At 51.6% G+C, this 21,183-nt stretch carries 18 protein-coding genes; 3 read left to right on the forward strand and 15 right to left on the reverse strand.

What is annotated here, in order from left to right:
- Positions 1-82: 82 nt before the first annotated feature.
- The 3 genes from GVI43_RS01760 to pabB all read left to right on the forward strand — a co-directional run bounded on the left by GVI43_RS01760 (position 83) and on the right by pabB (position 4,005).
- On the forward strand, positions 83-1,528 hold the full coding sequence (locus GVI43_RS01760; RefSeq protein ID WP_170324301.1) for a catalase: 1,446 nt from the start codon (positions 83-85) through the stop codon (positions 1,526-1,528).
- Positions 1,529-1,694: 166 nt separating this feature from the next.
- Entirely contained in the window at positions 1,695-2,276 is a 582-nt protein-coding gene (locus tag GVI43_RS01765) for an anthranilate synthase component II (RefSeq protein WP_159564782.1), read from the forward strand.
- A 1-nt stretch (position 2,277) separates the two neighbouring features.
- Positions 2,278-4,005 carry an aminodeoxychorismate synthase component I gene (pabB, locus tag GVI43_RS01770; RefSeq protein WP_159564784.1) on the forward strand — a complete coding sequence of 576 codons (1,728 nt, stop codon included), beginning with the start codon at positions 2,278-2,280 and terminating at the stop codon, positions 4,003-4,005.
- Positions 4,006-4,026: 21 nt separating this feature from the next.
- On the opposite strand, the gene menE is transcribed toward pabB, so the two are convergent.
- The 15 genes from menE to nuoI form a co-directional block, all read right to left on the reverse strand.
- Positions 4,027-5,433, reverse strand: a complete 1,407-nt coding sequence (gene menE, locus GVI43_RS01775; protein ID WP_159564786.1) for an o-succinylbenzoate--CoA ligase — start codon at positions 5,431-5,433, stop codon at positions 4,027-4,029.
- Positions 5,421-6,392: an o-succinylbenzoate synthase gene (gene menC / locus GVI43_RS01780; protein ID WP_159564788.1), complete on the reverse strand. Its 972-nt coding sequence runs from the start codon at positions 6,390-6,392 to the stop codon at positions 5,421-5,423. Before menC ends, menE begins: the two co-directional genes overlap by 13 nt.
- Positions 6,392-7,249 (reverse strand): 1,4-dihydroxy-2-naphthoyl-CoA synthase, encoded by an 858-nt coding sequence (gene menB, locus GVI43_RS01785; protein ID WP_159564790.1) that lies wholly within the window; start codon positions 7,247-7,249, stop codon positions 6,392-6,394. Before menB ends, menC begins: the two co-directional genes overlap by 1 nt.
- A 2-nt stretch (positions 7,250-7,251) precedes the next feature.
- Positions 7,252-8,037: a 2-succinyl-6-hydroxy-2,4-cyclohexadiene-1-carboxylate synthase gene (gene menH / locus GVI43_RS01790; protein ID WP_159564792.1), complete on the reverse strand. Its 786-nt coding sequence runs from the start codon at positions 8,035-8,037 to the stop codon at positions 7,252-7,254.
- Positions 8,037-9,710: a 2-succinyl-5-enolpyruvyl-6-hydroxy-3-cyclohexene-1-carboxylic-acid synthase gene (gene menD, locus GVI43_RS01795; protein WP_159564794.1), complete on the reverse strand. Its 1,674-nt coding sequence runs from the start codon at positions 9,708-9,710 to the stop codon at positions 8,037-8,039. The genes menH and menD overlap by 1 nt, the downstream gene beginning before the upstream one ends.
- A 203-nt stretch (positions 9,711-9,913) precedes the next feature.
- Positions 9,914-10,192 (reverse strand): hypothetical protein, encoded by a 279-nt coding sequence (locus GVI43_RS01800; RefSeq protein WP_159564796.1) that lies wholly within the window; start codon positions 10,190-10,192, stop codon positions 9,914-9,916.
- A gap of 317 nt (positions 10,193-10,509) precedes the next feature.
- On the reverse strand, positions 10,510-11,115 hold the full coding sequence (locus GVI43_RS01805; protein WP_159564798.1) for a YebB family permuted papain-like enzyme: 606 nt from the start codon (positions 11,113-11,115) through the stop codon (positions 10,510-10,512).
- Between the two features lie 149 nt (positions 11,116-11,264).
- The gene (locus GVI43_RS01810; protein ID WP_159564800.1) at positions 11,265-12,887 is read right to left on the reverse strand and encodes a Na/Pi cotransporter family protein; all 1,623 of its coding nucleotides are present in this window, start codon (positions 12,885-12,887) and stop codon (positions 11,265-11,267) included.
- Positions 12,888-13,228: 341 nt separating this feature from the next.
- The gene (menF, locus tag GVI43_RS01815; protein ID WP_159564802.1) at positions 13,229-14,548 is read right to left on the reverse strand and encodes an isochorismate synthase MenF; all 1,320 of its coding nucleotides are present in this window, start codon (positions 14,546-14,548) and stop codon (positions 13,229-13,231) included.
- Positions 14,549-14,834: 286 nt separating this feature from the next.
- Positions 14,835-16,292, reverse strand: coding sequence for an NADH-quinone oxidoreductase subunit NuoN (nuoN, locus tag GVI43_RS01820; RefSeq protein WP_159564804.1), 1,458 nt, complete (start codon positions 16,290-16,292; stop codon positions 14,835-14,837).
- Positions 16,293-16,298: 6 nt separating this feature from the next.
- On the reverse strand, positions 16,299-17,828 hold the full coding sequence (gene nuoM, locus GVI43_RS01825; RefSeq protein ID WP_159564806.1) for an NADH-quinone oxidoreductase subunit M: 1,530 nt from the start codon (positions 17,826-17,828) through the stop codon (positions 16,299-16,301).
- A 73-nt stretch (positions 17,829-17,901) separates the two neighbouring features.
- Positions 17,902-19,749 (reverse strand): NADH-quinone oxidoreductase subunit L, encoded by a 1,848-nt coding sequence (gene nuoL, locus GVI43_RS01830; protein WP_159564808.1) that lies wholly within the window; start codon positions 19,747-19,749, stop codon positions 17,902-17,904.
- Positions 19,746-20,048: an NADH-quinone oxidoreductase subunit NuoK gene (gene nuoK, locus GVI43_RS01835; protein ID WP_029094171.1), complete on the reverse strand. Its 303-nt coding sequence runs from the start codon at positions 20,046-20,048 to the stop codon at positions 19,746-19,748. The genes nuoL and nuoK overlap by 4 nt, the downstream gene beginning before the upstream one ends.
- Complete coding sequence (gene nuoJ, locus GVI43_RS01840) at positions 20,045-20,617, reverse strand: NADH-quinone oxidoreductase subunit J (RefSeq protein WP_159564810.1); 573 nt, start codon at positions 20,615-20,617, stop codon at positions 20,045-20,047. The genes nuoK and nuoJ overlap by 4 nt, the downstream gene beginning before the upstream one ends.
- 11 nt (positions 20,618-20,628) lie before the next feature.
- Entirely contained in the window at positions 20,629-21,171 is a 543-nt protein-coding gene (gene nuoI / locus GVI43_RS01845) for an NADH-quinone oxidoreductase subunit NuoI (protein ID WP_159564812.1), read from the reverse strand.
- Positions 21,172-21,183 lie beyond the last annotated feature (12 nt).

Consider the following 21,183-nt stretch of genomic DNA (forward strand, 5'->3'; position numbering starts at 1 on the left):
GTAGTTTTAAGGAAGAGAGCGTTCCGGCTCCACTACAGGGTCAATGAACCTACACTTATTTGATGTTTAACAGGAGAAAATGATGAGCGAAAAAAAGCTAACCACGACAGCAGGCGCGCCAGTCGTAGATAATAATAATGTAATTACCGCAGGTCCCAGAGGCCCGATGTTATTGCAAGACATCTGGTTTTTAGAAAAATTAGCCCACTTTGACCGAGAAGTTATCCCTGAGCGTCGAATGCACGCAAAGGGTTCCGGTGCCTACGGTACATTCACCGTAACCCACGATATTACCCAATATACCCGCGCTAAAATCTTTTCTGACATTGGTAAAAAAACCGAAATGTTCATACGCTTCTCTACCGTCGCCGGTGAGCGCGGTGCGGCAGACGCTGAACGTGACATCCGTGGCTTTGCCATGAAGTTTTATACCGAAGAAGGCAACTGGGATTTAGTCGGTAACGATACCCCAATATTCTACCTGCGCGACCCGTTAAAATTTCCCGATCTGAACCACGTAGTAAAACGCGATCCGCACACCAATTTACGTAATCCGACCTACAAATGGGACTTTTTCTCCCAAGTGCCAGAATCACTTCACCAGTTAACCATCGACTTTAGTGACCGCGGAATACCAAGATCTTATCGCCATATGCACGGTTTCGGCAGCCATACCTTTAGCTTTATCAATGCAAATAACCAACGTCACTGGGTAAAATTCCACTTCCGCACTCAGCAGGGTATAGAAAACCTGATGGACGATGAAGCGGCAGAATTAATCAGTAAAGATCGCGAAAGCTCACAGCGCGATCTGTTTAACGCCATCAAAGAAGGCAACTTCCCGAAATGGAAACTGTACATTCAGGTTATACCGGAACATGAAATATCAAAACTGCCTTACAACCCGTTCGATCTGACTAAGGTGTGGTTCCATAAAGACGCACCGCTGATTGAAGTTGGCGAATTTGAGCTGAATCGCAATCCGGATAACTACTTCTCTGAAGTAGAACAGGCGGCCTTTAACCCGGCTAACGTCGTTCCCGGCGTTAGTTTCTCTCCGGACAAAATGCTACAGGGTCGGCTGTTCTCCTATGGTGATACTCAACGCTACCGTTTAGGCGTTAATCATTTTCAAATCCCGGTTAATGCTCCGCGTTGCCCATTCCATAATTACCATCGTGACGGCGCAATGCGCATTGACAGCAATAGCGGTAACGGTGCGACTTATGAACCAAACTCTTTTGGCGTATTTAAAGAGCAGCCTGACTTCAGCGAACCGCCGTTAACCATTGAAGGCTCCGCTGACCACTGGAATCATCGTGAAGATGACGATTACTACAGTCAGCCTCGCGCACTGTTCAACTTACTCAGTGCCGAAGAGCACCAGCGTATGTTTAACCGTATCGCCAGTGAGCTGATCGAAATTCCGGCTGAGATTCAACAGCGCCAAATTGGCCTGTTCACTAAAGTCCACCCGGACTACGGTACGGGCGTCGCTAAGGCGCTGGAAAATCTGAAAAATTGCTAATCGGTTAAGCTAAACACAACGCCCGCATCCGTGCGGGCTTTTTTACTTCAGGCCTCAGCCCCAATACTCAGCGCAGACGAAACCCACGCCAAAATAAGATTTATCCGCTAAGATAGCCCATCAGCCTGAACGCCCCGTCAAACAGTAGCGGTGAATATTCTTCCTCATGATTTTATTGATTGATAATTACGACTCCTTTAGCTATATCCTGCTCGATAACCTTCGCCAGTCCGGCGCGAACGTAGAGATCGTTAAAAACGATGAGCTAACGGTGCAACAAATCGCGGATATCAACCCATCGGCAATCGTGCTGTCGCCGGGCCCCGGTACGCCCGACGATGCCGGTGTGACCTTAGAAGCGATCGAACGGTTTGCCGGCAAAATTCCCTTACTGGGCGTCTGCCTAGGGCATCAGGCAATTGCTCAGGCCTTTGGCGCTAAAATCGTTCAGTGTTTCCCGCCGGTTCATGGCAAAACGGCGCTAATACAGCACGATGGAAAAACGCTATTTAACCACCTCCCCCTACCGCTACGGGTAACCCGCTACCATTCGCTGACGATCGACCCACAAACGTTACCCGATGAGTTTGATATTTCGGCCACCGCTGACCCCTGCATCATCATGGCGATTCGACACAAAACGCTGGCGATTGAAGGGGTTCAGTTTCACCCCGAAGCTATTCTGACCGAGTGCGGCTTAGCGATGCTTAAGCAATTTATAGCTACTTATACCAATGAGCTGATTTGATATGACCTTACGTTTTGACTTCAACCATAAGCCACTACGGTTTGAGCGGCCGGTTCGAATAATTCAGACTTCAGACATTGCGCATGTGATCGATAAACTGGCGGAAATTGAGCGGGCGACCGAACAAGGGTTTTACGCTGCTGGCTATTTATCTTATGAAGCCGCAAGCGCATTTCAGCCCTACTATCAAACGCCACCGCAGGGAGATATGCCGTTACTCTGGTTTGGAATCTATGATGCCGTAAGCCAAATGAACGCTACCGATGAAGCCACGCCGCCGCCGGTTAGTCTGGAACAGTGGCAGCCCCAAACCAGCGTCAGCCAATATCAAAAAGCCATTGAGAGAATTAAGTCTGAAATCGCGGCCGGTAATACCTATCAGGCTAATTACACCATCCGTTTAGAAGCCGATTCTCACCACGGTTCAGCCCAAAGCAGCTATGACTTTTATCGCTATTTGCTCAGCGTTCAACAGGCTAACTATGCCGCCTATCTGGATACCGGCAGGTTTAAGATTTTATCCGCTTCGCCTGAACTGTTTTTCCACTGGCATCAGGGGATCCTGACGGCAAAACCGATGAAAGGAACGGCCGAAAGAGGCACCGATTCAGCTAACGATCTGATGCGTAAAGCACGATTACTGGCTTCGGAAAAAAATCAGGCCGAAAACGTGATGATTGTCGACCTGCTGCGTAACGATCTCAGTCAGGTGGCTAAGCCGGGAAGCGTCAGGGTCACCGAACTGTTTAACGCCGAGCAGTACCCAACGATCTGGCAGCTCACGTCCACCATTACGGCCGAAACCCGAGCACAAACCACCGTAACCGATATCTTCCGAGCCCTGTTTCCCTGTGGTTCCATTACCGGTGCGCCGAAAGCCAGCACCATGAAACTGATCGCCGAACTAGAACCGCAGGCCAGAGAGGTGTATTGCGGGGCGATAGGCTATATAACACCCGGTAAAGAAGCGCTGTTCAACGTTCCGATCCGTAGCGTAATCATCGACAGCCAAAAGAAACGCGCCCGCTATGGCGTTGGCGGAGGCATCACCTGGGATTCAACCGCAGAAGATGAGTATCAGGAAGTGCTGGATAAAGCCGCGATTTTACGCCGGGTGAATTTACCCACACGACTGCTAGAAAGCCTGTTACTGCAGGACGGTGCCTACCACCTTGCCGATCTTCACCTTAACAGGCTGAGCGCTTCAGCCCGGTACTTCAACTTCGCGTTTGACCGTAATCAGACCGTTAACCAGCTCAAGCTGTTTGCTCAGAAAAAACCTGAACAGTCATGGAAAGTCCGGCTACTGCTGAGTAAAAACGGAGAAACTACGCTAGAAAGTGAAGCGATTACCCCGCTGACTCAACCGCTGGCCGCATCGTGGGCCAATGAACCGGTTAACAGCGATAACCGCCTGCTGTATCACAAAACAACGCTGCGAGACCTCTACCCAAAAGTCACCATAGACCATGAACGCCTGATGTATAACCAGCGCAATGAGATCACCGAATTCGTTAACGGTAATGCGGTGCTGCTGATTGACGGCCAATGGCTGACGCCCGCCCTCACCTGCGGGCTGTTGGCCGGAACAGAGCGCCAAGCTCTGTTAACCGCAGGGAAAATTGCTGAAGCGGTACTGAGCAGAGAGGCCCTAAACAGAGCCGAAAAGATTGGGTTTATTAATAGCGTAAGAGGCTGGCGGGAGGTGGTATGGGTTGGCGAGAAGTAAAGGTAAACCCCAATTGTCCAACTAAAGCGCCCGGTGGACCTTGTTCACCCATTCCCTCACCGCCAGTCGGGAAATCTTAATCCCGCCGGTCTTCAGCCCTGAAGGCAGAAAGTAATAGGCATCGGGAATCTGAAAGCGGGCGATTCTTCCCCGTAGCCAGTCAGATAGTTGGGCTAAATCCAGCGCTGCATTAGCGTCAATCACCGCTACCGGCCGCTGGCCAAACTCCACGTTATCCACCGGTACCACAAAAGCCTGATCGACCTGAGGATGGCTAACCAGCACCCGTTCAATGTCTTCGGGCTGAATGCCTTCCCCGCCGCTGAAAAACAGATTATCCAGACGGCCTGAAATATACAGCTCATCGTCTTTCCATTCTCCGCGATCCCTGGTGTGGAACCAGCTTTCTTGATCGGTAAACGGGTGAATTTTTCCGTTGCGCCAGTAACCGGACGCCTGACCGCTACCGCGTAGCCAGACTTCGCGCTCGACAATGCGCATTTCCCGGCCCGGCAGCGGAACCCCAACGCCGGAGGTATCATTCGCCCGCTTAGCGCACACCGTCGATGCCATTTCCGTCATACCGTAACCACACCAACAGGCAATACCCTGCTTAGTTGCGCGATCGGTTAATTCAATCGGGATCGCCGCCCCGCCGAGTAACACCTGCTTAAGCGCGAAGCTATCGGCGGTCTGTTCTAACAGTCGCCAAAGCTGCGTGGGAACTAACGAGGCGTGAGTACAGCCGTACAGTGCGTCGGTCAACGGATGCAGCTCCCGCTGAACCAGCGTCGCGCCTTTTAGCAGCCAGCGCCATACTATGCCCTGCCCGGAAACGTGAAACAGCGGTAACGATAATAGCCAACTGTCACCCGCTTCAAATTCCATCATCTGCAGTAACCCATCGGCATTGGCTAAATGCGCCTCTGGCCGATGCACGGCCGCTTTCGGCAAGCCGCTGGAGCCTGAGGTCAACGTCATCGTCACCGCACAGTCAGACGGCCATGGCGCAATATAGTTAGACAACGGCCGTTCGCCCGATGAACGCGGAGAAGACAACGGCTGAACGCCGATTGGCCACTCATTGCGCTGAGCACACCAGCCATAATCAATATTGAGCAAAGGGAAAAGCTGAGCCTGTAGCGAATCAGCAAGCAGAGGATTAACCGGTAGCACGCGGGCACCAAGCTGTAGTGCAGCAAGGTAGGCAACTAAAATCTCAGGGCTGTTCTTGCCGCGCAGTGCCACGCCGTGGCCCCTGCGGACTCCGCACTGATAAAAACCGGCGCTGACGGCGTTTACTTCATCAATCAGCCGATGCCAGCTTACCGGCTCCAGCCCGCGAATAATCGCCGTGGCATTCGGGCGGTGAGTGGCCCAGAACCGCCACGGCCAGTCGCTAAAATGCTGGCAATCTAACGACGCCATACCACTTCCAGCGAATCAATGTCGACCAGCGGCAGATCGCTGTCGGGCCATTTACGCACTAACTGAGCCTGCATAAGCGACAGCGTATCTAAGCCCGGAATAGTCTCCGGCGTTAGCCACGCCGCCATGCGGGCCAGTTGGGTCAAACCTAAGCTGGTCTCAATCGATGAGCTAATCACCGCGTTTAACCCGGCATTATGGGCCTGATGGATCAGCGAGTGGCAGCGCTGAATGCTGCCCACTAGCGTTGGCTTAATCACAATGGCAGCAACGCCCGGCTCGGCCTTAACCATAAAGTCGGCTTCACGCACGCTCTCATCCCACGCGATAGCGATACCGGTTTCACGGGCGAACTCACGGGATTCATCGCGGGTTTTACAGGGCTCTTCTAAAAACTCGATGCGTGAGCGAAACTCAGGCGACACATATTTAGCAAAACCGTCGGCCTTCGCTTTGGTCCAGCTACGGTTGGCGTCTAACCGAAGTTTTAAATCGGGTATGGCTTCCAGCAGCAGGTTAACGATCATACCGTCTCTGACGGCTTCATACAGGCCAACCTTGACCTTGGCGACCTTCTCACCCGCCATAGCGCCCAACGCGATAAACAGCTCGTCAGGATCGCCATTACACAGCGGAGCCTTACGGTAATCCGCGGTTTCAGGCAGGCGACCGTCCAGCTCGGCCAGCGCACAGCTGGTGCCAAAGGCCACCGACGGTAACGCGCTTTCAAAAGCCTGATCGCCGGTTACCCAGCTGTGCAGCCAGCCTAGCGTTGCTTCTTCAGCCTCTTCCAGCGTTTCATGCGAAAACTCCGGCAAAGGTGAAATCTCACCCCATCCCTGTTTGCCATCCTGCGTCAGGCACATTAGCAGGCCATCGCGGGTTTTCAGCCGCTGATTGCGCAGAATTACGCCCGCCTCCATCGGCAGGCTAAAGCGATAAAGTTCGACTTTGCGCATTATGGATTACGCTTAAATTTGCTGAAGTCAGGCTGACGCTTTTCATTAAACGCGTTACGCCCTTCCTGACCTTCGTCGGTCATGTAAAACAGCATCGTGGCGTTACCGGCTAACTCTTGCAGACCGGCCTGACCGTCACAGTCAGCGTTCAGCGCGGCCTTAAGGCAACGCAGCGCCATTGGACTGTTTTGCAACATTTCACGACACCAGCGTACGGTCTCTTTTTCTAAGTCAGCAACGGGAACCACGGTGTTCACCAGCCCCATGTCTAACGCTTCTTTCGCGTTGTACTGGCGGCACAGAAACCAAATTTCACGGGCTTTCTTCTGGCCGACAATACGCGCCATATACGAAGCACCCCAGCCACCGTCGAAAGAACCGACCTTAGGACCGGTCTGGCCAAAAATAGCGTTTTCTGCCGCTACCGTTAGGTCGCACAGCATGTGTAATACGTGACCGCCGCCGATAGAATAACCGGCAACCATCGCTACCACAGGCTTAGGACAGGTACGGATCTGGCGCTGAAAGTCCAGCACGTTAAGGTGATGAACGCCGCTGTCATCCTGATAGCCGCCGTAGTCGCCGCGAACTTTCTGATCGCCGCCTGAACAGAACGCTTTCTCACCTTCACCGGTTAAAATAATGGTGCCAATATTGTCATCATAGCGGGCATCGGCCAGCGCCTGAATCATCTCTTTAACCGTAACCGGGCGAAATGCATTGCGCACTTCCGGGCGGTTGATGGTGATTTTAGCAATACCGTCGGCGGACTTGTGATAACGGATATCCTGATAACCTTCGGAGCAATCCAGCCACTCAATCGGGGCGTACAGTTCTTGTTCACTTGGATAAAGCATAGTTAGCATTCCTTCAAAAATGAAAGCAACCGTTCGGCAAACCCTGCAGGATTCACTGAATGGGCATTATGACCCGCAGCGTTTACCATACGCAGCGGAAAACCATTGTCGCGAGCAATTTGCTGAAACTTCACATCCTGCTCACCACAGAGATAACAAAAGGGTATATTCCGGCATTCAACTAACCGCTGAAGTTCTTCAACCAGCCAAGGCTGATGCCCCAAAGAGGTGGCCTCCAGCATATGGGCAACGGCAGATCCGCTATTGTGGCTACGACGCATAATTAGCCGACTGCGTGCCGGTTCGCTTAATTCGGCAAATACCGGCTGGCGATACCACTCAGACAGCGCGTCTGGCAGCGGCAGACGGCGGAATTTATCGGCCCACTGGCGATCGTGTTCCAGACGGGCTTCGCGCTCATCAAAACGGCGCAGCCCGGGGTTTCCCCCTTCAATCGCTAACCCTTTGAGACCCGCACTGTCACCAAAACAGGCGTGATACATCGCGCTGCGCCCACCCAATGAGTAGCCGATTAACACGTAGTGGTGAATATTATAGGCCAATAGCGTTTCGCCGATCTGCTGGCTTAACGCCGCGAAGGCATCTTGACTATTTAATGACTGCGAGCCACCGTGCCCCGGTAAATCTAGCGTAATGCAGGACCACTGGCTAAAGTAGGGTAATACTGAAGCCCAGTCTTCACCGCTTCCCAGCAGGCCATGAATAAACACCAGCCACGGGCGTTGCTGATTATCACCCGATGCAGGATAACATTTTGCCGCCAGCATCAGAATGCCGCCGCGTCGTTAACCAGCTGGCGTAAGGCTTCGGCGCCATCGTGCGGCGCAACCCGCAGTTCAAGCAGCAGCACGCCCTGCCGGTTCCAGCGTTGCTGAACGGTTGCCAACAGGCTATTCCAGTCCTGCGGGCAAGCGTAGTCTAAGCCAAACATTGCCGCCGCATGTTCAAAATTAAGATGGTGAGGCATGCGGTAAAAGCGCTCTCTTTCCGCTTCCGGCGTGGGCAGCAGCGAAAATATCGAACCACCGTTATTATTCACCACAATCAATACCGTTGGCGCAGTGCACTGGCTGATTAATGCCAGCGCGTTTAAATCATATAGCGCAGAAATATCGCCAACCACCGACAGCATCGGTTGATTGGCAGCGCGCTGAACCCCGGCGGCAGTGGAGAGCAAACCGTCGATACCGCTGGCTCCGCGATTGCTATACACCGGATAACCCACCGGCAGCTGCGCCAGTGCGTCAATCAGTCGCACAATCAGGCTATTACCGGCAAAAAATAACCCGTTTTCCGGCAGTAACGCGGGCAGCCTGCTGGCCAGTTGGGCTTCACCAAACGATGACTCCAAACGTTCAGCGACCCGTTGGTGCGTTTGATTGGCTATGTTACTCAACGGCGCGGCCCATGGCTGATGCTTAACCGCCGGATGAAGCGCCAGCCAATGGCCGATATCAGCCACTAAGCGACGCCCCCGATGGTTAGCCGGATCCAGCCGGCCTTCGATATGATCAATCAGCCAGTATTCCTGCGGTTTGCAGCTCGCCTGCCACTGCGATATCCGCTTACCCGTCAGGCTAGCGCCAAACTGGATCACCATGTCACACTGTTCTAGCAGCCGCTGAGCCTGAGGATTATTCAACCACAGATCGGCACAGGGCAACGGTTGGCCGGAGCTGGAAAGCACATCGCCTAACAGCGGCCACCCCAAGGTTTCGGCCCACTGAGCGACCAGTTTTCCCTGTTCAGCACTCATCCGTGCGGCAATCACCACGCCACGACGGTTCTGCCACTCAGGCCAGTCATTCTGGCGCACGGCCACGCCGTTGCTGCCACCGCACAGCCAAGGCTTGTGCCCTTGCCACCAGTCGCCTAAACCGGCAGACCACGAAGCATAGGCTAACTCATCGCCGCCGTATAACGGCTCAGCAAACGGGCAATTAACGTGCAAAGCGCCCTGTTTCAGGACTGACATCGCGTTGTCGAGCGTAGAAGCCAGCCACGCAGCAGGAATATCGGGCGTCGGCCGAGGTAAAGAGAGGGTTGCCGTTGGGTGATGAGAAAAAATACCGTCCTGACGAATCGCCTGATTGGCCCCGCAGTCAATCAGCTCTGGCGGGCGATCTGCGGTGAGTAGCACCAAACGTTCACCGGTCAGGCTAGCTTCAATCAGCGCAGGATAAAGATTAGCTACGGCGGTACCGGAAGTGACAATCACCGCCACCGGCTGACCTGTCACTTTTGCTAAGCCTAAGGCCAAATGCCCGAGGCCACGCTCATCAAAGTGGGTATGACAGGTTATTTTGGCGTTGGCTGCCGCTTCTAGCGTCAGAGAGGTAGACCGTGAACCGGGTGCAATACAAACATGCTGAACCCCGTGGCGGGTTAATGTTTCTAACAGCACTGCCGCCCAGCGGCGGTTAAACACACTAATTGACATGGTGGGCCCACCGAAGACAAACTTAATTAGTTGATTTTAATGAAATAATAGAATCAGGTATTGGACACTATGGTACACCAACCGCCAGACATCGACAATAAATCGAAATAGGCATATTAGGCCGTTATAGAAACGCGTTGATTTATAAGTAAATACAAAAATAAAAATTCAATCAACGGACAGCGGGTGAATAAAAACGGGCCTTAGCTGACCACTTTCTTATACGCCCCATACAGTAGGCGAATCACTTTCAGCACCACCAGCTGCACCACCATGATGATGAAAAAAATTAAGCCCGCCTGCCTTCCTATTTTGCAGTAATTCCAGTCACAGGATAGCTCTGACTCATCAAGGCAAAAGACGCCGTTAACGTTATGGTCAATAGCCAGATCCATATACAGATAGCTGGCAATAAGCGCACTAAAAAGGGTCAGATAAAGAATAAACCGAGACTTCAGCTGAAAGTATAAGTCGCTAAACATATAAACCATAAAAATGGCTGGAACCAGCAGCTTTATACCGTGTGAAAAATAGAAGAAAAATGTGGGATTAAGGTGAACGGACAAAAAGTCATTAAAATAATAGGTTATACACAACAAAATGAGCCATAGGCTTACGCTCAGCGGGTGGAATAATCTCTTTATTAACCTAGTTATCATTTTCCACCCAATAAGCCTGAATGAGACACTTTAATACTATAGCTAATTGGTCACAGTATGGGCAACAACAAACGCTTGTTTAATCAGTATTAAACCTGATATATACGTATTCTCATCGGCCTTTTTTTACGGTGATTGACTTAACGTTGATACCAGTCAGGCCGATTCTCTGCGGCCTCAGGGTGACTATTAAATACCGAGAACAGCGACGGAAAGAACCATAGGCTGGCAGGCGTAACGGTTTTGCGCTCCCAAGGAATAGACCCCATAAACCACAGGTGCCAGAACTGTAATCGGGCATCAGGATTATTACTGAGCAGCGTATTGAAGGTTTCCACTTTGCCTATCGGTACCGATAACGCGTCGCGGTAAATATCAAACACAAATTTAGAACAAAACTGGCGCGATGATTCATATTTGAAGCCGGTGTGATACAGCACGTTAAGCCGTTCTGGAACCTGCTCAACAATCGCCCGTTTTTGAGCTTCACTCAGCCCGCCGTTCAGCCGACGAATGCCATAGCGCCCGTCAACGGAACGCGCAATAAACTTACTCAACGTCGTCGTCTGGGACAGCGGTACTTTACTCTCGGCCACGATATAGTCTTCACCGTCATGGCCGATAATAATGCCAACGTGGTTACTCCAGCAGGCCGATGCCGCTGAAACCTGACGAAACAGAAGATTACCAATACAGGTAAACACCACATCACCCACTTCATACGCTACTGGATATTCAACGTTCATCATCATTCCTTTGCTAATAAGCCATTGTTTAAATAACCAAATTCTCCATAAACTAGCGAATAACCAAGAGTGAATCAACGAAGACGACAAACCTTTACTTTGGCTGACATATTTATCAGTTCCCGCAGTTATTGATACTGCACAACGCCTCAATCCGCCCGTTCATCATCATTCACTTCCAGCACATAGTACGCTACCGCACCGAATAAAGAGTTGAGCCGGGTCATATCGGCCAATAGCCCCATATGCAGCGAACTGGTTTCCAGACTCTGAACGTCCTGCTGATGCAGGCGATCGACGTGGGCATGGGAATAACGCTGGCTGTGTAAACGAAACCTATGCTTAGCCCGGCGCAGGCGCTTAGCATTATCCACATCGCCGGTAAGAAAAACCGACATTGCCAAATCGAGATTTTTCACTAACCGCGCGTGCTGGGTATTCAGCTCTATCGCCCCTTCGGCGGAAAACGAACGGCGGGCAATCAGCGATTTAGATGAAACGTCGGACGTCATACGCTCAATAATATCGCCAGCCTGCTCGAGGTTAACCACGGTATCAATAATCTCAGCCCAGCGGCGTGAATCCTCTTCGCTCAGCTCGTCCTGTTCAATACGTGCCAAATACAGCTTAATGGCACCAAACAGCATATCCACTTCATCTTCCAAATGGCTGACCTCCCGCTTTTTATGGGGATCGCCTTTCATCACTTCATTAAAGCCGTTTAGCATCTGTCCGATAACATCGCCCAAGCGTAACGTTTCGCGCACGGTATTAGACAAAGCCAGTGAGGGCGTATCTAAGGCAGAAGTATCGAGATAGCGCGGAGCCAGCGGCGCATCAACCGATAAATCATTGGGAATCAGCCAAGTGGTCAACCGGGCCATCGGCGCCACAAACGGCAGCATCAGCAAACAGCGCAGTAGGTTATAAACCACGTGGAAGTAGATAACGACCTCGGCGGTACGCAATGGATACGGCTTGATCCATTCGCTCAATGCGCCTATCCACGGCAGCACCAGCAAACAGCCGATAGCTTTAAATAATAAGCTGCCCAGCACCAACCGCCGGGATACTGCCCCCTGTCCCCGACTGCTCATCAGCGCCAGAAATCCGCTGCCTAGGTTGGAACCGATAACAATCGATAAGGCAATATACAGCGAAACCATACCGGTCGCGGCCAGCGTTGCGGTCAGCAATACGGCGGCTAGGCTGGAATAGCTGACTATCGCAAACAGTGCGCCGATCAGCAGGGCAAGGATCACATCGCTGGCCAGAGAAGAAAAAACCACCTGAACGGCAGAAGCCTGAGCGATCGGTTCTGCCGCAGCAACAATGAGCTGTAGCGCCTGAAGAATTAAGCCAAGGCCGATAGCCACGCGCCCCATCTGGCCAACGCGGCTTTTGCGCTGGCTAAGAAAGGTCATCACGCCAAACAGAATAAGCAGCGGGGATAGCCATGAAAGATCGAAGGTCAGCACCCGGGCCATCAGGGCAGTACCCACGTCTGCGCCCAGCAGTATCACTAGCCCGGGAGAGAGGGAAATTAACCCCTGAGAGACAAAAGAGATCGTTAATAATGCCGTGGCATTACTGCTCTGAACCAGCGCGGTCACGCCGATACCGGCAATAAACGCCTGCCACTTCCTGTGTATGCTCACGCTTAATATGCGGCGCAGATCGCTGCCGTACACCCGCATAATGCCGGTACGAACAATATGAGTGCCCCATACCAGCAGGGCAACGGAAGAAAGAAGGTGAAGCAGCGTCAACATAGTAATTTCCTGTTATTCAACGACGAATAAACAGCCTGTGCCGTTGAACGATATTACGTCGATTCATCAACGAATAGCCCCGATAGAAAATACGGCAGCCTGTCGCATAGGTCGATAAACCGAACGTTATTCACGAGTGACAATGACTCAAATGATAATAGCCTGCGAAGGCAAACGTAGTTTGAGTTTTGCTAGCCTGATAATTTTAGCCTCCCTGAATTCCGGTCAAGCCAAGCGCCGAATGGGTCATTCGGCTTGAAAGAAAAATGCGTAGCTGAAAATTAGTGATACTAAGAAGTATAGGAGCAGAATCGAATCAGGGATGGTTGCGTTTTTCTGTGTTACTCATCTTGCTCTAATAACGTTCTTAATCCGGCGGCCTTATTCTCTATTTCTAGCCACTCCTGCTGCGGGTCTGAACCGGCAACGATACCGGCTCCGGCGTACAGATGAACGTTATTGCCTTCCACTAACGCGGAACGTAGCGAAACGGCAAACTCGGTTTGATTGAGGGATAAATAACCCGCGGAGCCCGCGTACCAACCACGGGTAAAGGGTTCCTGACGCAGAATAAACTGGCGGGCCGGTTCACGAGGAAGCCCCGCAACCGCGGCCGTAGGCTGTAGGCGCTGTAGGCTATCTGCATCATCAACCGTTGCAAGCTCGGCATGAATGCTGCGACGCAGGTGCTGTACCTTGCGCAAACGAACAATCTCAGCGGGTAAAACGTCTATTGCCAACGTTCCGCCCTGCAGGCGTTGGCAAATATCGTCAACTACCAGCAGATTTTCATGCTGGTTTTTCTTGTCCTGCATCAGCCAGTCGCCCAGCGCTTTGGCTTTCTGATTATCCGGTGAACCCGAAGCAGTACCGGCCAGCGCTTCGGTTTTTAACTGGTTACCCACGCGCAAAAACAGGCACTCAGGAGACGATCCCAAAAATGCCCTATCCCGGTCCATTCTCATCATAAAATGAAAACAGTGATGGTTAACCTTGGCGCTGGCATTCAGAAACGCGGCCGGATTGAGCGGCTCATTAAGAGATAAGGTTGAACGACGGGCCAGTACTACTTTTTCAAATGAACGGTTACGAATAGCTTCCAGCGCTTGTTCCAGCAATGAACACCACCCCGGCTTATCGGGCAAATGGGTAACGCCGTTAATTTTTACGTTCAGCGCAGCCAGCGGTTCACTGGTGGTCAGCCGTGCCAGACACTGCTCAGCCAGCGCGATGTCGTCAGCTAAAGAGGTTTCACTGTATAGATTAACCACCAGACGTTCGCCATCTCTATCGCGCAGTAGCTCGATGCGAGGCAAAAACAGCGCGCTCTTTGGCGTATTGGCCGAAGGGATTTCAACCTGATCGAAGGTGTTCAGCCCCCAAATGCGCATATCGGCAACGCTGTTATTCACCAGAAACTGATGGGCAGACTCGGCGTCATTAAAGCGGATAACTTCACCGCACACCGCCGCCTCTTCGAGATCGTCGCGCTGACGCCAGTAAAATTGAGGAAATATTGGCTGAGCCGCTAACCAGCTCAGCAAGGAAGAGCGTTGTTGAAGCGTTAGGGGAATGGTAATACGCTCCCTGCCTGGACCCGGACGAGCAACGTCTTGTAAACGTTGATGCAGTTGCTTTACCAGCTCAGAAATTTGCTTCACTACAACCTCTCGTCCAAAACTAACTGTATAAAATTTGCCATAAGCCTCAGGAAACGGATTATACGGCGGATCGCGCTGAAAAACAGGTAAAAAAATACCGACCACCGGCCTAGTGCAGTCGGTTAAGCATTCTTACATCATGCGGCCTTATTATGTCGTACTATGTCGTCATCCCGGCGAAAGCCGGGACCTAGGTTTTAGCTAACAAATTAGCGCTTGGCTTAAAGACCGAGCCCCGGTTTTCACCGGGGTGACGAAGAGGAGAGAACAACAATAATCAAGCAGATTACATCGGCAACGCATGTTTCACTAATGCGATCAGCGGCTCCGGATACAAACCAAGCACCACCACCGCAATAGCAGACAGCAGAACAACAACGCCGCCGGCGGTTAATGCCCAGTTACTTGGCGTATCGCGGCGCAGCGTTTTCGGTGCGCTCAGGTATAGGCTGACCATCACTCTCAGGTAGTAGTACAAGCCAATCGCACTACCCACCACCACCGCACCGGTTAACCACCACAGTTCAGCGCTAACGCCGATAGCAATAACGTAGAACTTACCGATAAAGCCTAAGGTCATCGGTATACCGGCCAAAGACAGCATCATCACGGTTAATACCGCAGACAGAATCGGCTTATGCCAGAACAGCCCACGATAGGAGAACAGTGATTCTGCGTCCGGGCCGCTATACGGGCTAGACATCAGGCTAACTACGCCAAAGGCACCCAGACTGGCAAACAGATAACCGGCCAAGTACACATTAACGCTTTCAATAGATAGTCCGGTATGGCTTTGAACCGCAATCAGCGCCACCAGCAAATAGCCTAAGTGAGCAATTGAAGAGTAACCCAGCATACGCTTAATGTTACTCTGGCTGATGGCCATAATATTACCGAACAGAATGGAACAGAACGCAATCACGGCCAGCACCAAACGAACGGATTCACCGTCAGAGACCGGCGCGTACAGAAACATACGCACTAAGGCACCGAAAATAGCAATCTTACTGGCGGTTGCCAAAAAGGTTGATACCGGCGCAGGCGCGCCCTGATAAACGTCCGGCGTCCACAGCTGGAACGGAACTAACGACAGCTTAAAGCCAAAGCCAACCAGCATCATACCCAGACCGGCCAGCAGCAGCGGCTGATGCAGTGACGCATCGCTCATGCTGTGCCCCAGCGTGGCGAAAGAGAGGCTACCTGTTCCGGCATACAGCAGCGCCATACCAAACAGCAGGAAGGACGAAGCCGCCGCCGACAGCAGCATGTACTTGATTGCCGCTTCCAGCGATCGACGCTGACGGTATGCATAGCCCACCAGCCCAAACAGCGGCAGGGAGATCAGCTCAATACCGATAAACAGCGAGGCTAAATGGTTAGCGCTGGCTAACAGCAGGCCACCCAGTGCCGCAATCAGGACTAAAAGATAAAACTCTTCTTTATTATCCGGATAGCCGCTCAGCCACGGGTAGGCAAAGGTACAGGTTGCCAGACTGGCCAGAAGCACTAGCCCGGTGAAGAAAGAGGAAAAACCGTCCACCCGAAGCAGCGGAGTCACATCCATTGGAGGCTGCTGCCCGACGAAAAACAGCGAGAGCAGAGCAACGTTGAGGCCAATAACCGCAATGGTTGCATTAATGAAGTGGTCGCGTCGCCACGCAATGGAAAGCATCACGATTACCACGGTTAATCCAACGATTAACAGCGGTAACAGAGCGATCATATGTTGTGCAGTTAAAGTCATGGCGATTTACATTCCTATAGACATTTCTGGAGAAACGGGAGCCGCAGCGCTAAACCACTGCTGGATTGTGTTCACCGCAGAATAAGACGTATCCAGAATCGGCTGAGGGTAAACGCCTAACAAAACTAACAGCACCACCAACAGCATAACCATAAGCAGTTCACGAAGGTTCATACCGGCAATTGGCGTATCCGACTTAGGCGCACCGTAGTAAGCGCGCTGCATCATAACCAGTGAATAGATTGATGCGAAGACCAGACCAAAAGTTGCAATAACGGTAATGACAGGCACTACGCTATAGCTTCCGAACAGAATCATAAACTCACCGACGAAGTTACCGGTTCCCGGCATACCCAACGTCGCCACGGCAAAAAACAGCGACAGCGCAGGCAGATAGCGAATACGTTTCCATAAACCGCCCATCTGGCGCATATCACGAGTATGTAAACGCTCATACAGTTGACCACAGATAATAAACATACCGGCGGCCGACAGGCCGTGTGCAATCATCTGCACCACCGCACCTTGGTAAGCCAACAGGCTGCCGCTGTATATTGCAATCATCACGAACCCCATGTGGGATACGCTGGTATAAGCAATGAGGCGCTTAATATCGGTCTGAATAAAGGCCATCCACGCGCCGTAGAAGATACCCACAATGCCCAACCACATCGCGATCGGGGCAAAGGCGTGAGAAGCTTCAGGAAACAGCGGCAGGCAGAAACGTAGCATACCGTAGGCCGCCGTTTTCAGCAGGATACCCGCAAGGTCAACGGAACCGGCGGTTGGTGCCTGACTATGGGCATCCGGTAACCACCCGTGTAGCGGCACCACCGGCATTTTAACCGCAAAGGCAATAAAGAAGCCCAGCATGATGACGTACTGCGCGCCGTACGACATTTCTGTATTCAGCAAATCTTCATAACCGAAGGTTAAAACGCCGGTCGCCTTGAAGTGCACAAATACCAGTCCAATAATGGCGATCAGCATGATCAAACCGCTGGACTGGGTATAGATGAAGAACTTGGTTGCCGCCGTGATTCTGGTTTTACCGTCTGACGCTTTGTGCCCCCACAGCGCAATCAGGAAGTACATTGGAACCAGCATCATCTCCCAGAAGAAGAAGAACAGAAACAGGTCCATTGCCAGAAACACGCCCATCACGCCGCCCAGAATCCACAGCAGGTTCAAATGGAAGAACCCTTGGGAACGCTGGTCTTCTGACCATGAGCAAAGAATAGCCAACACGCCTAAGAACGCGGTCAGGACTACCATCAGTAACGACAGGCCGTCTAGTGCGAGAGATATCTTAATGCCGAGGCTTGGAACCCAGTCCACCGAGAACGAATCCAGCCATAAAGACTTAGGTGCCGAGAACGTAAACCCGGTGGTCATCCACAGATAAATAGATAAAACCAGCGTTAGCCCCATTGCGATCAACGCAATCCAGCGAGGCACCTGTTTACCTAAGCGCTCGCTCGGCCAGCAAAGAAAACCGCCGATAAAGGGTAAAAGAATTAGCCAAAGTAGTAGCATGGCGTTTTATGTCCTTTATTTGAATAAGCTTTATTTAAATAAGCTCTAAAAGCTTTCATTTTCAGTTATTCAGTTAAACCAACAACAACAGAGCCAATACGACCACTGCACCCAAGCCCATTGACGCAACGTACCAACGCAGCAGGCCATTTTCACTGACTGCCAGCGTACGGTTACTCATTCGAGTAATAACCGCGGTGACGTTCATCAGTGAGTTCAGTGGATCACGATGTAATAATTTGGCAACGGCCAGATAAGGTTTGACAAATACCTTGTCGTACAGCCAGTCAAAGCCCCATGCGTTATACCACCAGGTAGAGAGCAATTGGCCCGGCGCACTTCGTGCAATGCTGGTAACCAGCTGACGTTTACCAAGATACAGCGCAGCGGCCAGTATGATACCCACCGTGGCAACGCCGCCGGAAATCATCTCCAGCATCAGCTTGCCCTCTTCGCCAAACTCATGAACCGGCAGCACGCCGTTCAGTGGCAGAGCAACAAAAGCGCCCACCGCGGTCGATAAAACCAACAGCACGATTAACGGTAAGTTATGAGAAATACCGCCAACGGAATGCGCTTCGGTTTTAGCTTCGCCGTGGAACACAATAAAGATCATGCGGAAGGTATACAGCGAGGTCAGGAATGCCCCGACTAAGCCGGCCAGCATCAGATTAAAGTGGCCTGATGCATAGGCATCAAACAAAATTTTATCTTTACTGAAGAAGCCTGACGTCACCACCGGTAGCGCAGACAGCGCCGCACCGCCCACCAGAAAGCAAACATAAACCAATGGGATCTTCTTGCGAAGGCCGCCCATTTTGAAGATGTTCTGCTCGTGGTGACAGGCCAGAATCACCGAGCCCGAGGAGAGGAACAGTAAGGCTTTAAAGAACGCATGGGTCATTAAGTGGAATATTGCCGCATCCCACGCCTGAACGCCCAAAGCCAAGAACATATAGCCCAACTGGCTCATGGTGGAATAGGCTAAAACCCGTTTGATATCGGTCTGAACCAGCGCGGCAAAACCGGCCAGCAGCAGCGTAACGCCGCCGATAACCCCAACCAGATTCAGCACTTCCGGCGCCAGCAGGAACAGCCCGTGAGTACGCGCTATCAGATAGACACCGGCGGTGACCATGGTGGCCGCATGGATTAATGCAGAAACCGGCGTCGGACCGGCCATCGCATCGGCTAACCACGTTTGTAACGGTAGCTGTGCCGATTTACCCACCGCGCCGCCCAGCAACATCAGGGTGGCCCAGTTCATCGCCGTAGAACCAGCGGCAAACTTCTGCGGCGCTAGCTCCATCAGGGTACGGATATCCAGCGTACCGAATTCGGTAAACAGGATAAACAGACCGATAGCTAAGAACACGTCGCCAACGCGGGTCACGATAAAGGCTTTCATCGCTGCCGCACCGTTTTTCGGATTAGTGTAATAGAACCCGATTAACAGGTAGCTGCACAGCCCTACCCCTTCCCAACCCAGATACATCAACAGTAAGTTATCGGCCAGAACTAAAATAACCATGCTGGCGATAAACAGGTTGGTGTAAGCAAAGAAACGGGAATAGCCCTCTTCTCCACGCATATACCACGAAGCATACAGGTGGATTAAGAAACCAACGCCCACCACCACGGACAGCATGGTGACAGACAGGCTATCAAGAGTCAGGGTTACGCTGATATTAAAATTATCAACCGACATCCAAGTCCAGAGCACCTGTCTGGAAACCTCTGAATTATCGCCCTGAGCCACAAAGTTATACACTATCCACGCCGTGACTAATGCCGCTAAGCCGATAGAACCCACACCAACGGTAGCTGAGGTGTTTTCACACCAGCGGCCGCGGGAGAAAGCCAGCAGTAAGAAGCCCAGCAGTGGTAGCAAAATGGTTAAATACAATAGGTTATGGTTCATCCGCGCATCTCACTGACAGAATCAATATTCAGGGTTTGACGACGACGATGAAGCTGTAGCAACAGAGCAAGACCAATACTGGCCTCTGCTGCTGCAAGGCTAATAACCAGAATGTACATCACCTGTCCATCCGGCTGTTGCCAAAAGCTACCCGCCACTACAAACGCCAACGCTGCGGCGTTAATCATGATTTCTAAGCTAATCAGCATAAATAACAAATTACGGCGAATCAGCAATCCGGTCAGGCCTAGCACGAATAAAATCGCAGCCAGAATCAGACCATGTTCCAATGGGATCATGCTTGTTCCTCCGCTCTGCTACTGTCTTTAGTGCTGTCTTTAGCGCTTTCTTTATTGCTTTGTGCATCAGCGCTCTTATTTTCGCGCCCCAGATGGTAGGCAACCACAATGCCCGCAAGCAGCAGCATTGAAGCCAGCTCAACGGCAAGAACGTAAGGCCCAAACAGGCTGATACCAACCCGCTTCGCATCCACCATCTCACCCGTAATCGCGCTACCGCTGCCGGACACGCTAAGAATAGCCACCCACAGAATGATCAGTAGAACAAAACACAGTAGCGCCGGGCCAATCCAAACGCTCGGTTTCAGCCACTCACGCTCTTGCTCTGCCACTGAGTTGCCCAGATTTAGCATCATGACAACGAAAACGAACAGCACCATGATGGCACCGGCATACACAATAATCTCAAGCGCACCGGCGAAGTAAGCGCCCAGCGAGAAAAACACGCCAGAAATCGCTAACAGTGACACGATTAAATAGAGTAATGCGTGTACCGGATTGGTATGGCTTATCACCCTTAGCGTTGCCAGAATGGCGATGGCCGCTGAAATATAAAATGCAAATTCCACGCTAAGCTCCTTTAGGGTAATAGACCTTTGAGGTCAATCGGTTTAGATTCATTTTCCGCTTCACCCTTAGCTTTACCGTCAATAGACATACCGGACATGCGGTAGAAACTATATTCAGGGTATTTACCCGGACCCGAGATCAGTAAATCTTCTTTTTCGTACACCAGATCTTGGCGCTTAAAATCAGCCATTTCAAAATCGGGCGTTAACTGAATCGCCGTAGTCGGACAAGCTTCTTCGCACATACCGCAGAAAATGCAGCGTGAGAAGTTGATGCGGAAAAACTCCGGATACCAGCGGCCATCCTGCATCTCTGCTTTCTGTAATGAGATACAGCCAACGGGACAGGCAACGGCACACAGGTTACAGGCTACGCAGCGCTCTTCACCGTCAGGATCGCGGGTCAGAACGATACGGCCACGGTAACGAGGCGGTACATAAATAGGTACGTCAGGATACATTCTGGTATCACGCTTATGGAAAGCGTGTAAGAAAACAATCCATAGACTGCGCAGTTGGGTACCAAAGCCAACCACTAACTCTTTTAACGTCATGGTTAATCTCTC

The sequence above is a fragment of the Budvicia diplopodorum genome (genome assembly GCF_009800925.1).
GTDB classification, from domain to species: domain Bacteria; phylum Pseudomonadota; class Gammaproteobacteria; order Enterobacterales; family Enterobacteriaceae; genus Budvicia; species Budvicia diplopodorum.